Here is a 13970-nt window from a genome sequence, read left to right as displayed (position 1 = left end):
AATCATGGCTGAGGTTCGCCTCGAAGGGATCAGGAAGGCCTATGGCAACCTTGAGATCCTGCGCGATATCGACCTCGACATTCGGCATGGCGAGTTCGTGGTTTTTGTGGGTCCCTCCGGATCCGGCAAGTCGACATTGCTGCGCATGATCGGCGGACTGGAGAAGATCACCGGTGGAACGCTCAGGATCGACGACAAGGTGGTAAACAAGATTGATGCCGCGGACCGCAATCTAGGCATGGTCTTCCAGTCCTATGCGCTCTACCCGCATCTGTCCGTCCGCAACAATCTCGCGTTCCCGCTTAAGATGGCAAAGATGAAGAAGGACGAGATCGCCGACCGCGTCCAAGCCGCCGCCGCACTGCTCCAGATCGAGCACCTTCTCGACCGAAAACCAAGGCAGCTGTCCGGCGGACAACGTCAGCGCGTGGCGATCGGAAGGGCAATCGTCCGAGAGCCCAAGGTGTTCCTGTTCGACGAGCCGCTATCCAATCTGGATACCGAGCTGCGTGTCCAGATGCGAGTGCAGATAGCCAAGCTTCATAAGCAGCTGGGCAACACCATGATTTATGTGACGCATGATCAGGTCGAGGCGATGACCATGGCCGACAAGATCGTGATCCTAAAGGACGGGCGCATAGAACAGGTCGGGTCGCCGCACGATCTCTACCATCGGCCCGCCTCAAAGTTCGTGGCGGGTTTCATAGGGTCGCCAAGAATGAACTTTCTGCCCTGCAAGGAGAAAGGCTCCGACCAGGCAAGGACCGAGATTACCTTGAGCGATAAGATGTCCCGTTGGCTGCCGATACAGACGACATCGTCGAAAGGCGGCCGCGCGCTGACACTCGGCATCCGCCCCGACGATTTCGTGGCGCCAACCGGCATGCCGGGCGAGCTCGTCATCGAGATCGACGTCGACTTCGTTGAACATCTGGGAAGTGCGACATATCTCTATGGGACCGCTCTCGGCGACCATGTCGTCGCCCGATCGCCCAACCACCACTTTCCCGCCGGCAACGCCGGGCGGGTATCGCTCGCCGTCTCCGCTGCCGACTGTCACCTCTTCGACCCCGAAGGGAAGGCACTGACGAGGCTGGAGGCGCCCGGGAGCTGGAATTGAACATTGGATCCGCAAACGTGCTAGGATCGCGGCATTCCAATGGGAAAGCCTGAGATAACGGACTTCAAGCAAATCCTCGGCAACTCGCGTTCATTTATCCTGGGAGCCGCGATCGGCTCCGGCATGACAGCGCGGGCCGCCGAGCGCGCGGGGGCGGACTTCGTGCTAGCGCTCAACGCCGGCCGGTTCCGTGCGATGGGGGGGTCGTCTCCGGCGTCGATCTTTCCCATCCGCAACAGCAACGAATTCGTTGCCGGTTTCGCCCGCTCCGAAATCCTCAGGAGCACAAAACTCCCGGTGTTCTTCGGCGCCTGTACGTTCGACCCTCGGCTCGACCTCGATCGCTTCCTCGACAACATCACCCGATGGGGGTTTGCAGGGATCACGAATTTTCCGTCCGTGATCCATGTGGACGAGGCGCGCAGGTCGATTCTCGAGGGCTGCGGCCTCGGATATGCGCGCGAGGTCGAACTACTCATCAACGCCGCGGCGCGGGGGCTGATGACGATCGCCTACACCCGCACGCAGGCTGAGGCCCGCCGAATGGTCGAAGCGGGCGTGGGCGCGATCTGCATGAATTTTAATCTCAACCCTGCTGAAACTGCCGTGTCGTCGTCGTCCATCGGCCTGGCGGAACTCGCCGCCCGAACGGGAGACATCGCCCGGGCGGCTCACGGTATCAACAGGAATGTCGTCTGTCTGCTCGGAGGCGGCCCGATCACGAAGCCCCAGGAGTTGATGGACGTCTGCCGCGAGACAGGAACGCAGGGGTTCATAGGCGGTTCTTCCCTCGACCGGGTGCCGCTCGAAATGTCGGTGCTGGAGATGACCTCGGGGTTCAAGACCATCAACGTTCTGCGGGAAAAGGTCGATCTTATGGAGCGGCAGCTCCAGCTGAACGGCTACCGCCATGGCGTGATCGCGCAATCGGCGTTGATGAATCAGGCGCTTGACGCGGCAAAGCGTCTTTCGACGGGCACGAACCCGGTTCTGATCGTCGGCGAACCGGGCACGGGGAAGCGTCGCGTCGCGTCCCTGGTGCATGCCTTCGGCGCGAGAAAGCACCGCAAGCCGGTTACCTTCCCCTGCCGCAAGGCGCCCGGCAACCAGAACGAGATGGCGCTCTTCGGCATGGAAGCGGAAAAGGACGCACGGCGCCGGCTGTCGCTGCTGGAGATGTCAACGGAGACCTCCCTGGTCATTCTTCACCTCAACACACTTTCTGAAGACGGCCAGGAGCAGCTTGCCGATTATCTGGAGCGCGGCACCTTCAGCGCCGTAAACGGCGCGGTTGCGACGCGATCGGAAGCAAAGATCATCGCCACCTGCACCGTGCCGGCCGGAGCAAGCCTGGAAGCGCTGCCCCTATCGCCACGATTGAGAAGCGTCTTCGCCGGACTGGAAATTATCCTTCCTCCCATGCGGGACCGTCTGGAAGACCTTCCTGCGCTCATCCATCATTTCACAGTGGAGACCAAGGGCGATGCGGATGCAAAGGCGCTGACGATCGAAAACTCCGCCTTTTTGGCGCTGGCCAGCCATGCCTGGCCAGGCAATGTCAGGGAGCTTCGCCATGTCGTCGAACAGCTGGCCACCTTGCCCTCGAACACGTCGATCACGGCGGAACGGGTCCTTCCGGTCCTTGGAGCCAAACCGGCAACCAAAGCGACCACTACCCTTTCGGAGAGAGAATGGATCATCGACGCCTTGCGCCGGAACAAGCTTCACCGCGGCAAAGCTGCCGCCGCGCTCGGCATTACCCGCAAAACCTTATACAACAAGATCAAGAAGCACCGCATCCTAGAATGACGTCTCAGCCTTGGCGAGCGAGGGCGCCGGCAGCGACCAAACAGGCAGTTCACTACCCGTTTCGCCCAGACGCACAAGCGACGTGATCGGCGCTATCGGACAGGAAAGGGCCGTCGCCGGTAGATAGAGCATGGCTTCCGGCTGTTTCTCGAACAGGTTCCCTGCCGCGGCTGCGTCTCGATTAGTCGATGTCAGAGCTAAGCCCAAGCCATTCTCCGCGAACCATCTCATGCGCTCCAGCTCAATTGAATTCAGATGGTCTTCGGCCCCCGCCTCCGAGCTGGTTTGTATGAGAGAGGCTGGCGGAAGGTTCACCACGCCGCAGAAACCTTTCTCCGTCAGAGCATCCGCGACGTCCTCCCAAAGCGCGAACGGGTCGATCATCAAGATCGCTGCGTAGCAACGAGCGCCTGCAACGGGCTCGATCTCGTTGAGGCCGCGCAGCAACTCGCCATTCCAGTCGCAAACGGGAAGCGTCGCGATTACAAGGGGAAACCCAGCGGGCAAGGCGCGAAGGCTCGGCGCAAACACGTAGGCGTCATCGGCGCTCGGGGCATCGGTCCAGATCGGTCGGTCTACGATTACCCACCTACCCATATTTACCCATCTCTCCTTCGGCAGCCGATTATCCAGCCTGCCCGAAGCGTTTACTAGTCCTGGGCAACAAAGCAAGAGCGGTGCCTTGGAGGGCGAAGACATGGGAGCTCAAGGTTCGACGTCCCCTCCATCCCCTGCAGGAAGGTACGGAACATCGTGATCGCAGAGACAACCGTTGATAACTCCGTGGCCATTGTCGCGACGATGGACACGAAGCAAGTCGAGGCTTCGTTCGTGGCCGACATCGTCAGGGGCGCGGGACGCAGCGTCTTATTCGTCGATGTGGGCACCTCAAAGGACGGAAGGTTCCGGTCCAATGATCCGGCGGTTCTGCTTGCGGGAATCGCGCGCGAGGCCCGCAAGTCGGTGAACGGACTTTTCGAGACCGGCAAGGTCTCCGCCGTGATTGGCATCGGCGGCGGCAAGGGGAGCGGCGTGTTCGGCGAAGTCGTCGCCGACCTGCCATACGGTTTTCCCAAGCTGCTAGTCTCCAGCGCACGCCCGGCCCTGCTTGCCGAACTGGCCGGGAAGCTGGATGTCCTGCTCTATCCCACGCTGGTCGATCTCTTCGGCGTGAACGGGTTCACTTCGCGGGTGCTTGAAAACGCGGCGCGGGCAATCGCCGCCATGCATTACCTTCCCAAAGCGAAATCACGGCGAAAGATCGTAGCCATCACGTCGTTTGGCGTGACGACCCCCGCGGCCAATGCATGCGTCCGGCTTCTTGGGGACAAGAAGATGGAGGCGATCGTTTTTCCGGCGAATGGCGCTGGCGGTCGAAAGATGGAATCGCTGGTCGACGCGGGTGAATTCGATGCCGTAATAGATCTCACCACGACCGAGCTGGCCGACGAGCTCCTGGGCGGCACCGCCAGCGCCGGACCGGATCGGCTGACTGCAGCCGGGCGGTGCGGGATTCCGCAATTGATCGCTCCCGGCGCCGTGGACATGGTAAACTTCGGTGTCCTCTCCTCGGTGCCGCCCGAGTTCGCCGAGCGCAGGCTGTACGCGCACACACCGTATACGACCCTGCTGCGCACGACGCCTGAAGAGACGAACGCGATCGGACGTCTTACGGCGCAAAAGCTGTCGGCGTCGAGAGGACCCGCGCAAGTCCTGTGGCCCTCGAAAGGTGTATCGGATTACGACCGCGAAGGCGGGCCGTTTCACGACCCCGAGGCGAACCGCGCATGGCTCTCAGGCCTGCGCGCCGCGCTTCCCGGGAACATCCCCGTCCGGGAACTCAATTGCCACATCAACGATCCCGAATTCGCAAGTGCCGCGGTCGAATGGGTACTTGACCACATTGATACGGAGACCGCCGATGAGAATGTTTGACCGCAACGAAATCCTGGCCCGGATCGCCGAGCAGTCCGTAAAAGGCGCCGCGATCCTGGCTGCCGGTAGCAGCTGCGGCCTTGTCGCCAAATGTGCCGCGCTTGGCGGTGCGGACATGCTTGTCGTCTACAGCACGGGCCTCTCGCGGCTCATGGGCCTGCCGACCAGCCGGATTGGGGATTCGAACGCGCGGACCATAGAAATGGCCGACGAGATCCGCAATGTCATCTCCGACGTTCCGGTGATTGGTGGCGTTGAAGCGTGGGACCCGGTCCGGCTCGATCTCGACAGGCTTCTCGACAAGTTTTGGGCCGCTGGCTACTCCGGCGTGATCAACTACCCGACGATTTCGACGATGGGCGACAAGTGGCGCGACCGCCGTGGCCGCGTAGGCCTTGGCTTCGCGCGCGAAGTCGAGATGATCGCCACGGCGCGGAAGAAGGACATTTTCTCAATGGCCTATGTCGCCTCAGCGAACGACGCGGCGGACATGGCCAAAGCAGGCGCGGACTGCATCGTTCCTCATGTCGGCGCCACACGTGGCGGACTGGTCGGCCATGACGAGGGTCAGGCGATCGGCGAGGCGATCGAACGGATTAACCGGATCAACAACGCGGCGCGCACTGTCCGCGGCGACGTCATCCTTCTTGCCCATGGCGGCGCGATAGCCGAACCGCAGGACACCGAAGAAGTCTACAGGTCCACCGATTGCATCGGCTTTGTCGGCGCGTCCTCGATCGAGCGCATTCCGATCGAGCGGGCCGTGAAATCGGCTGCCGAAGCCTTCAAGGCCGTCCCCCTGAACCGCAAGAAACCCTAAGCACGACTGCCGAGGAATCCATGGCCGACACTGTAACCCCACTCGTGACCAAGCAGGAGGACCCCACACACTGGGACGCGGCCTACGACATGGTCGCGATTGGAAGCGGCGCGGCGGGCTTGTCTGCGGCCCTTTATGCTTCCCAGTCGGGACTAAGTGTGCTGGTGACCGAAAAATCCCCAAAGCTGGGCGGCACGACCGCCCTGTCGAACGGAATGATATGGGTACCCTGCTCGCCGCAGGCCTTAGCTGCGAAGGTCGAAGACAGCATCGACAATGCTCGCACGTATCTGAAGGGAGAACTCGGGAATTACTACCGGAAGGAGTTCGTCGAAGCCTATCTGGCGGATGGACCCGAGGCACTCATCGAGATCCAGAAGCACTCCGAGGTCAGGTTCACGCTCGCCGCGGCTCCCGATTACCACTCAAGCCGGCCCGGCGGGATGAACTCAGGCCGCGCGTTGAGCCCCGCTCCGTACGATGGCCGCCTGCTGGACAAGGACTTCGATCTGGTTGGCGATCCCATTCGCGTGGTTCTCGGAGGCATGATGATCTCTTCCGGCGAGGTTGGAAGATTCCTCAATCCCTTCAAGTCGGGGGATTCCACGAAGCATGTCCTGAGGCGCCTGGGGCGCTACATCGGCGACCGGATGCGCTACAGGCGCGGCACCGAGTTCAGCGGCGGAAACGCATTGATTGCGAGGTTCATCAAGAGCCTGAGACAGCTGCAGGTGGATATCTGGACCAGCGCGCCAGCCACCGGACTGATCATAGATCAGGGCAAGGTGGTTGGGGCGGTCATACGCAAGGACGGCAGGGACATGCGCGTGCGGGCAACTCACGGCGTTGTGCTCGCAACCGGGGGGTTCCCCCATGATGCCGGACTTCGCAGTGCTCTCAGCGGCGATCACCAGCATGACCAAAGCCTGGCCCATGCGGACGCCACGGGCGACGGCATCAAGATTGGACTGCAAGCGGGCGGCAAGATCGACAACGAGGTCGCGAGTGCCGGCTTCTGGACACCCGTGTCGCTGCTGCGCGAGAAAGGCGGGCGAATGCAGACGGTTCCTTACGGCTGGCTGGACCGCGGCCGCCCTGGCGTGATCGCCGTCGGCCCGGACGCGCGGCGTTTCGTCAACGAGTCGAACCCGTATCACGACATCTGCATGGCGATGTTCGAGAACGGCTACCCGAAGGATAAGCACTTCTACTTCATCTGCGATCATGAATTTCTCAAAAAGCGCGGAATGGGCCAAGTTCTTCCGTGGCCGTGGACCCTCAGCACGAAATCCTATGAGCGTGCCGGGTACATCCAGGTGGCGGATACCCTCGCGGCGCTGGCCGTGAAGATCGGCCTCGATCCCAAGGCGCTCGCACAGACGATTCAGGAGCATAACGAGCATGCCCGAACGGGTGTCGACCCGTATTTCCAGCGAGGTGAATCCGCGTTCAACCAAACGCTCGGTGATCCTTCCGTTGGCAAGCCGAATTCAAACCTCGGTCAAATCAAGACCCGTCCTTTTGTTGCCTTGCGGATCGTTCCAGCCACCTTGGGGACGGCTACCGGTCTTGCGACAGACACCTATAGCCGGGTGCTCGACCAGTGGGGAAAGCCGATCGATGGGTTATACGCCTGCGGCAATGACGCGACTTCAGTCATGCGAGGGGTCTATCCCGGCGCGGGCATCACAATCGGCCCTGGGATTGTGTTCGCATTCCGCGCGATCAAGTTCATCCGCGACAGCGCATTGCGCGGGCTTTGATATGCAGTTCGGTACCAGGACGTAAAAGACTGGGTCATACCAGTTCCCCATGTCTCCTGCGCCGACCAGGCCGATCTTTTGTCCTGTGTCGTACGCGTTGCGGGTGATGCCGGATCTCCGGTCAGGTCTATTGCATAACTCATTTACGCATTCCGAAAGAAGCCGTACTTTCTCAGAATGGGCAGCAGCTTGTGATGGTCATCGATGATGTAGTCTGGCTGCGCCGCCTGCAAACGTGATTCGGAAACAAATCCGCCTGTAATAGATATGCTGATCAGCCCGAGGTTACGTGCAATATCAGTTTCGATCGGCATGTCGCCAATGATGAAGGTCGACTCGGCACTCAGATTGTTCGTTTGCATGTACACGCCAAGCCGGTCGCCCTTACTCATAGATTTATATTGAGTGGCGCGGCTTTCAAATGCCAGAACCTCGGTAACACAATCGTCGATTCGGAGCCTTCGCAGTTGGGTACGAAGGGGCTCGACTATATGGTTGCTGAGAATGATGGTTGAGACAGCTTGTTGACGCGCCGTTTCCAAAATGAGGCGCGCGCCTTCGCGTAGATCGGCTTTGCTCGCCAGCGGTTCGTACATGTCGTGAAAAAAAGCGCTGTCATCGTTTTCCACTTCTGCGACCTCGCGCTCCGACATTCCAAGATTGCGGTAAAGGATAGAAAGTGGAACCTCGCACTGTTCCCGAAGAGTATGCATATCGATGGCAGCGCGACCGAAGCGGCTCAGAATAGCGTTGGTTGTTTGTAGAAATGCCTCGGCATCGTCAAGCAGGGTCCCGTTCCAATCGAATACAAGAGTAGGTTTCATTATGTGACCTCAGGCAGGCATAGTCAGGTTAAGGCGAGATTGATAGTCGATCTATTCAAATTCTTATTCGCGCGTTTTTCTCCTTCTGGAGTTGGCATGTCGAACGTAAACGGAGATAGATCAATCCCATCGGACCCTCCAGGCAGCAACGATATCAGAGCCTTAAAGGGCAGAAAGGTGATGGACGCAGCGTTGATTGATAGGGCTATTTTGCTTTCGATCATCCTGAGGATTTGCGGTTCGGTTTTATGAAAGCTAAGGCTTTCTTTCCGCTTTTTGGATGGCAGTGTTTTCCATACCTTCCAGAACGCCAGCTCGTCGATCGTCTCGATGCCCATGCCGTAGTAATTCGGTGCGACGATAGGCGGCGAACCGATCGCCCAATGCACAGCCTTCGCTCCGGCAGCATGGAGCATTGCTGTTACAGCCCGGCTTGTATCCCCCCGAATTAGTGCTTCGTCCACCATCATGACAACTCTGCCCCTAACATCGCTCTCTGCATTGACACAGTATTTCTGCGCGATAAGCGAGTTGCGAGTGCCAACGATACCTATAAGCGTCCGCTGCTGAAGTTGTGTTGCGATTACTTCACGTCGCTGGACGAAAGCGCCGTGTTTCTCGGCCAGAGACGCGAACAAGCCGTCGGCGTACGGGCCCCCGGTATGCGGCATGGAGGAAACGACAATAGGGGCAGAGCCCATCTGTGCCGCCACTTTCGGCGAAATAGTTCCACCGAGACTCGCGCCTATATTGTGCCGCGTGGCCAGGTGAGATTGACCTCGTATGGACGTTTCGAGATTTCCGATGTAAAGCGTTTCGTAGACGCAAAGCTTAGGGCTGTATCGGGTATGGCCAACGAAGCTGTCAATGCATTCTCCTGTTTTTCCATCCAAATACTTGATGTGGCCTGGCGAAACTTCCTCCGTGGTGCCTTGTAATCCGGCAAAAGCTGAATTTTCAGAAGCAAAAAGTATATCACCATCTTCCGTTTGCATAAATTCCAGCGGACGTAAACCGCTACTATTGCGGAAAGCGATCAGATTTCCTTCGCCATCTAATACAAGTGCACTCACGGCTCCATCAATCCGATCATCGATATCACGAAAGACATTTTCGTAGTTGACCGGGAGAGCATGCTGCCAAAAAGCTCTTTGGCAAATGTGCTCAATAAGCTTGAGCAGAAGCTCTGCATCCGTTTGGCCGTCGAAGCTATGCCCTCGCGCGTGCAATTCTTTCCGAAGTTCATTAGCGTTGACTAAAGCCCCATTCAACGAAAGGGCCAAATGGCGGCAGCCTGCTTTATGGTTATCAACAGGCTGGGCGACGTTGCCATCGTTTTCCAGGGAAGATGGACTTCGAATATGTGCAATCGCTACATGAGGCCTGAAATTCGCGTCCTGCCCATCGCAATCGATGGTTACCAATTCGCGTGGTGGCCGACACGACCTTATATGTCGAATTCCTTTTGCGTGCATGAACGCTGCAAGACCGAACCCAGCTTGTCCACGATTGTCAAGCTTCGGAACCATGTGCTTGAGCCGATTATAAACCGTCTGCTGTGAATGACTTGAAGGCAACACAAATGCGCCCGCAATACCGGACATCCGACTTTTCCTTCAATGCGGCTCAGCGCGAGCTCGTGGTTTGTTTCCACTTACGCAAGGCTCGTGCCAAGGTCTTGAAGGCACGCCTGACGATGCGCCACATCGTCTACGCGCCCGACGATCGGGATGTCGTCAAGCGGCCCTGATCCGGATGGTGGGACTTGCGATTCGCTGTCCTCGTCAGACGCCAGCTTAGGACTTGTCGCAGAATCGGTGGGTTTGCGGCATTAACACCGCGATTGTCGGCCACATGCGCCATCGGTCGCTTCAGGCGTGTGGTCGGAGAAATGCTGCTGGATTGCGGGATCGCGGTTTCTTATGGGACCATCCGCCGTGGCGTTCAAAAGTGTCCGGTTGAAGACGTTCATGTCTGAAGGCCGACAACAAAGCGGATGCACTCGGTTAGCTTGAATTCTTCGCAGGCAGCATGGGCGACGACAGCAATGATTACGGGGAGCGAGGGCGGTGGACCGAGGCGTGCCGGCGCGAAGAGGCAATCCGCGAATTCCTGGAGCGGTATCTACAAAGTTTGGGCGGTCAGGAACTGGACCTCAGCCCGGTCACCGCAAGCGCGGTCGACGCCAGGGACATCGCGCCCTCGACAAAGATCGAGAAGCCCTCGTGCGTCGAACGATGGAAGGCTTTTATCTCAAGCCGACACCCCCCCTTTCGCGCAGTTGGTTCGCCAAGTCCAAATCGCTTGCGCAAGCGGCCGGCCTTGCTCCACCAAACTGGCTCTCCATCAAATCCCGGGTTGAAGATGTCGATCTACGGGTGAGGGGTGTAAGCGCGAGAGCGAGGTCATCAAAGCTACAACCACGCCAGGTGCCCTTTCGGTGCCGCGGCGGCTTGAACTTGTGCAACCGATCATAGTTGACGTATTCGTTGTCGACGAAGAAACGCGTCTACCGCTCGGACGGCCTTGGCCTTGGCTGAAATTGGCGTTGGACATCTCTTCTCGCATGGTGACGGGCCTCTATCTAACCATGGAGGCGCCATCGCGAGTTTCGATAAGCCCATGCATACTGCACTCCGTGTTCGACAAGACCCCATGGTTCCAGGAGAGGGGTAGGCACTGCAGCTCTTCTGCGAGCGATTCTCCAGAAGAGCTGCTTTCACGCCTAATGTGCTGATTCTGAAGCATGGCTCTGAAACTTTCGCAAACTTAGTTGGAACGGACCAAATGGCGTCACGGGAGCATACGGAACGATATGGGAAGCTTTCCGTTTCTGGCCCACGAAAAACTCAATACAATCAACGATCTTAAGACGCCCTCCGGGCCCACCATTATCGTTATTTATAGTGCGTTAAATGGTGGTTCGCCACGAGGTTGGCCAACAGGTTCGCCAAGCAATGGTTTGCGCGTTACCAGCCTTACGACTCGGTCCATGCCCTGCACAGCCAAACGCACCTGCGACGCTTCCCGGGAATAGAGTTCGGCATGGTCGATATCGTCATGGCCGAGAACGTCCATCATCTGCCTGGTGGATGCTCCCGCCTCGGCGAGATAAACCCCGAGTGACTTCCTCAAGCCGTGCAGTGTAAGGCCCTTCGGCAATCCGGCGAGAGCGAGGTACGGAACGTCCCGGACCACGAGGTGCAATGTGTCGACCCTCAGGGCGTAGCCCTTTTCAAGCAGTCGGCGGATGTCGTCGTTATGACTGGCCAGTTCGATTAACACTGAAGACCATTCCTTCCTTGACCTTCACGCTGCCACCCGGAGCCAGGATGCCTTCCGGCTTGTGACCGTCGCCGCGGGTGTAAGTTACCGAGTAGGTGATCTCGGGTGCTGCGGATAATCGGGATAAGCTAGTGTCACCACCTCGGCGTAGGTGATGGTGTCCTTCTTCGGGACCTCGTAGGGGCTGCCGTCAACAATGATGGTGACGGTCTTGTCCTTGCCCTTTTCGTTCTCCTGGGTCTGCATTTTAGGATATCCTTGTGTTGAAGCCGCTAACCGCGCGGCGGGAAGGGATCGTTGCCGTAAGAGTTCGAGTCGCGGATCTGCCCGTTGGGGCGATGGATCACCACCTCGCTGTGCTGGTTGATGGCGATGTCTCTTGCCGAGGCGACCGCACCGGCTTGGGTCGGATGAAGCGAAGTGGCGCGGTTATTGCCGGCGCCGAGCACCGCCCACTGACCGTCGCGAGGTACGACATGCTGATTTTTGCCCATGAAAGTCTCCGTTAAGGTTCGTTTGTCCGTCGGCAGGCAGCAGCGGTGCGCCATCATGTGCTCGGAAACGCTTTGGTGGCGCTGCCACAGGAGAATCGTCGCGAATTATCTGATCAGTCGTGGCGAGTCCGCGCCGCCGCGGCATCGGAGACGCGCAAGGTCGGGTGTGTGAGGCGGATGTTCGGCTTGCGCCGGGTTTTGTGCAGTCCTGCATTTGAATAGACGTGCTTTGCCTGCACCAGCCGCCCATCAGGGTGCGGAACTGAGCCAATTCATGAAACCTTGCTGGAAGCGCCGAGGCACTTCGGCCTCTGGCACGTTCCACGAATTGAAGAGACGCTTGCCTGCTTCGGGTCACTGCACGAGCATGCTCGCATCGGTGTGGAGGTCCGATCGACCAGCCGGGCATACTACCAACCGATGCTAGGGATAGCGTCCAAAAAAGCGCCTAAGTTCGAAGTGCTACTGCATCTCTCCACTTCCGCGACTATGTGAGAAGGATTCAATCTCCTCCAAATCAATCCTGCCATCGCCGTTCTCGTCGACGACGTCAAATATCCTCCCGATCACATCCTGGATCTCGCTCTGCGAAAGTGCTCCATCGCCGTCGGCGTCCATTATCGCAAACATTATTTTCATCCTGGCCGCGTGCATCATGCGAGGCCCCATGCGATCAGGCTTTCGAGCTATCCTGTCCCCATCGTGCGGCCCTTGCCCTATGTCCCGGTGCCAATCTTGCCGATGCGGAGGCCTTTCTTCGGGGCCGCGATCTCCCTGCAGCTTGTCCTGTAACATCTCGTCCATCATCTGCCGCATCATCTCACGCGTCTGGTCTTCTGTCTGTTTGTTAGGGCCTGGCAGTGGTGTGGATCCAGACTGCTGCGGCGGCGGCTTAAGCTCCGGTGTCCCACTCGTCTGGGCCAGCGCCGGCAAGCTTAACATGACCAAAGCAGCGGCAGCTGCCGTCGTCCCACATTGTACTTTCATCGGATTTTCCTTCCTTGAATGGCCATGCCAAACTTCGGCATTCACGGCCAAACTTGCTCCTCAGACTTTGGTTCCGGATGCAAGCTGCACAATAGAAGCTCAAATCGTGAGGTTCGGCAGCTGAAGTACGATGCAGCGATGTCGAGCGACAACATCTTCGGTCATTTGATGGGCCGCCTCGCTCACGGCTGCGGGGTACTCACCGTTTGGCGGGCGCCGACGACGCAAACCGCCGCCGAACTGGAAGCGATTGCATCTTCACACGGCTGGACGCCCGAACCCGTGTTGAGGAACTGTCGGCTTCGGAGACTGTCAGTGGCGCGGCCATCAGACGATTTCCAGACTGCCGACCTTCGCTTGGGTGAGACGCGTAAAGGCTATCGAACGCGCAATCGAGGAACACAAACCACGGTGATCGTTGCTGCCGAAATGGTGAGATAGAGAATGCTCGCAGGCTGCTCCTAAAAAAGATGATCGAACGCCGCTTGGAATGGAACATGCGCTCCCACCACTGCTTGGCGCTCCGCCGGCATGCATTGTAGAGCTTGGCACAACGGGAACCTGCGTTGCAGTCGAAAGTTCTTGATGATGGCAACTCGCCCGATCACGAGCGTGCTCACCTCAATTGGCACGTTGACCTCTCGGCCGGCAGCATTCCTGGTGCTGCTGGCTTACGCGGCCCTTTGGCTATTTCTCGACAGGGCGAGTTTGAACTGGCACGGCGCGGCGACCCTGTTCACCTGGGCCATGACACTGTTCATTCAACGCGCAGAACATCGCGACACGCAGGCGATCCATGCCAAGCTGGATGAGATGTTGCGAACGAATAGCTCGGCATCGAACATCACCAGAATCGATGATGAGGAACCAGAGGAAATCGAAAAGCATCGCACTCGTAAACAGCAGGGCGATTGAGATGTGCCATGCGGACTC

General features: G+C 58.6%; 13 protein-coding genes and 4 pseudogenes. 8 read left to right on the top strand and 9 right to left on the bottom strand.

From position 1 onward, the window contains the following. Positions 1-4 precede the first annotated feature (4 nt). Positions 5-1120, top strand: coding sequence for an ABC transporter ATP-binding protein (locus tag LB547_RS11035; protein WP_064994675.1), 1116 nt, complete (start codon positions 5-7; stop codon positions 1118-1120). 39 nt (positions 1121-1159) lie between these two features. Then, positions 1160-2929 (top strand): phosphoenolpyruvate hydrolase family protein, encoded by a 1770-nt coding sequence (locus LB547_RS11030; RefSeq protein ID WP_064994676.1) that lies wholly within the window; start codon positions 1160-1162, stop codon positions 2927-2929. Here LB547_RS11030 and LB547_RS11025 read toward each other — a convergent pair. Next, positions 2921-3376 carry a hypothetical protein gene (locus LB547_RS11025; RefSeq protein ID WP_140692109.1) on the bottom strand — a complete coding sequence of 152 codons (456 nt, stop codon included), beginning with the start codon at positions 3374-3376 and terminating at the stop codon, positions 2921-2923. The two genes, LB547_RS11030 and LB547_RS11025, sit on opposite strands and share 9 nt — an antisense overlap. Before the next feature lie 306 nt (positions 3377-3682). Here LB547_RS11025 and LB547_RS11020 point away from each other — a divergent pair, with 306 nt between their 5' ends. From LB547_RS11020 to LB547_RS11010, 3 genes are read left to right on the top strand one after another with little or no spacing between them, the layout of a single operon-like run. After that, the gene (locus LB547_RS11020) at positions 3683-4864 is read left to right on the top strand and encodes a Tm-1-like ATP-binding domain-containing protein (RefSeq protein ID WP_224655861.1); all 1182 of its coding nucleotides are present in this window, start codon (positions 3683-3685) and stop codon (positions 4862-4864) included. After that, positions 4851-5684, top strand: coding sequence for a phosphoenolpyruvate hydrolase family protein (locus LB547_RS11015; protein ID WP_064994677.1), 834 nt, complete (start codon positions 4851-4853; stop codon positions 5682-5684). Before LB547_RS11020 ends, LB547_RS11015 begins: the two co-directional genes overlap by 14 nt. Positions 5685-5704: 20 nt before the next feature. After that, complete coding sequence (locus LB547_RS11010; protein WP_064994678.1) at positions 5705-7447, top strand: FAD-dependent oxidoreductase; 1743 nt, start codon at positions 5705-5707, stop codon at positions 7445-7447. A gap of 143 nt (positions 7448-7590) precedes the next feature. Here the strand turns inward: LB547_RS11010 and LB547_RS11005 are convergent, their stop codons facing one another. The 7 genes and pseudogenes from LB547_RS11005 to LB547_RS10985 all read right to left on the bottom strand — a co-directional run bounded on the left by LB547_RS11005 (position 7591) and on the right by LB547_RS10985 (position 12050). Then, entirely contained in the window at positions 7591-8271 is a 681-nt protein-coding gene (locus tag LB547_RS11005; RefSeq protein WP_064994679.1) for an HAD family hydrolase, read from the bottom strand. A gap of 23 nt (positions 8272-8294) precedes the next feature. Continuing rightward, a complete protein-coding gene (locus tag LB547_RS11000; RefSeq protein WP_224655860.1) occupies positions 8295-9875 on the bottom strand; it encodes a hypothetical protein in 1581 nt (526 codons plus the stop codon). A 1369-nt stretch (positions 9876-11244) separates the two neighbouring features. Beyond that, positions 11245-11445, bottom strand: a pseudogene (locus LB547_RS32630) (tyrosine-type recombinase/integrase); the annotation flags it as partial. Between the two features lie 9 nt (positions 11446-11454). After that, a pseudogene (locus LB547_RS32500) lies at positions 11455-11556 on the bottom strand (hypothetical protein); the annotation flags it as partial. Beyond that, positions 11531-11605 carry a hypothetical protein gene (locus tag LB547_RS32625; protein ID WP_347439606.1) on the bottom strand — a complete coding sequence of 25 codons (75 nt, stop codon included), beginning with the start codon at positions 11603-11605 and terminating at the stop codon, positions 11531-11533. The gene LB547_RS32625 and the pseudogene LB547_RS32500, both read right to left, overlap by 26 nt. A 35-nt stretch (positions 11606-11640) precedes the next feature. Next, positions 11641-11802, bottom strand: coding sequence for a multiubiquitin domain-containing protein (locus tag LB547_RS32620; protein ID WP_246679088.1), 162 nt, complete (start codon positions 11800-11802; stop codon positions 11641-11643). A 26-nt stretch (positions 11803-11828) separates the two neighbouring features. After that, positions 11829-12050: a DUF2188 domain-containing protein gene (locus LB547_RS10985; protein WP_140495891.1), complete on the bottom strand. Its 222-nt coding sequence runs from the start codon at positions 12048-12050 to the stop codon at positions 11829-11831. Positions 12051-12081: 31 nt separating this feature from the next. On the opposite strand from LB547_RS10985, the pseudogene LB547_RS10980 reads away from it, so the two are divergent. Further along, positions 12082-12180: pseudogene (locus LB547_RS10980) on the top strand (DUF488 family protein); the annotation flags it as partial. Positions 12181-12512: 332 nt separating this feature from the next. On the opposite strand, the gene LB547_RS10975 reads toward LB547_RS10980, so the two are convergent. Next, positions 12513-13082: an EF-hand domain-containing protein gene (locus LB547_RS10975; RefSeq protein ID WP_224655859.1), complete on the bottom strand. Its 570-nt coding sequence runs from the start codon at positions 13080-13082 to the stop codon at positions 12513-12515. Positions 13083-13259: 177 nt separating this feature from the next. On the opposite strand from LB547_RS10975, the pseudogene LB547_RS10970 reads away from it, so the two are divergent. Together LB547_RS10970 and LB547_RS10965 are read left to right on the top strand one after the other, a co-directional pair. Continuing rightward, positions 13260-13446 (top strand): annotated as a pseudogene (locus tag LB547_RS10970) (serine/threonine protein kinase); the annotation flags it as partial. Between the two features lie 179 nt (positions 13447-13625). After that, a complete protein-coding gene (locus LB547_RS10965) occupies positions 13626-13952 on the top strand; it encodes a low affinity iron permease family protein (protein WP_140632143.1) in 327 nt (108 codons plus the stop codon). Positions 13953-13970: the final 18 nt, after the last annotated feature.

It is taken from the genome of Mesorhizobium sp. B264B1B (genome assembly GCF_020165765.1).
In the GTDB taxonomy this organism is placed as follows: Bacteria; Pseudomonadota; Alphaproteobacteria; order Rhizobiales; family Rhizobiaceae; genus Mesorhizobium.
This window is presented reverse-complemented; position numbering and strand designations above follow the sequence as displayed.

Coding starts and splice junctions, on each gene's coding strand:
- LB547_RS11035 (WP_064994675.1), top strand. CDS start 5: ATGGCTGAGGTTCGCCTCGAAGGGATCAGGAAGGCCTATGGCAACCTT.
- LB547_RS11030 (WP_064994676.1), top strand. CDS start 1,160: ATGGGAAAGCCTGAGATAACGGACTTCAAGCAAATCCTCGGCAACTCG.
- LB547_RS11015 (WP_064994677.1), top strand. CDS start 4,851: ATGAGAATGTTTGACCGCAACGAAATCCTGGCCCGGATCGCCGAGCAG.
- LB547_RS11010 (WP_064994678.1), top strand. CDS start 5,705: ATGGCCGACACTGTAACCCCACTCGTGACCAAGCAGGAGGACCCCACA.
- LB547_RS11005 (WP_064994679.1), bottom strand. CDS start 8,271: ATGAAACCTACTCTTGTATTCGATTGGAACGGGACCCTGCTTGACGAT.
- LB547_RS11000 (WP_224655860.1), bottom strand. CDS start 9,875: ATGTCCGGTATTGCGGGCGCATTTGTGTTGCCTTCAAGTCATTCACAG.
- LB547_RS32620 (WP_246679088.1), bottom strand. CDS start 11,802: ATGCAGACCCAGGAGAACGAAAAGGGCAAGGACAAGACCGTCACCATC.
- LB547_RS10985 (WP_140495891.1), bottom strand. CDS start 12,050: ATGGGCAAAAATCAGCATGTCGTACCTCGCGACGGTCAGTGGGCGGTG.
- LB547_RS10965 (WP_140632143.1), top strand. CDS start 13,626: ATGGCAACTCGCCCGATCACGAGCGTGCTCACCTCAATTGGCACGTTG.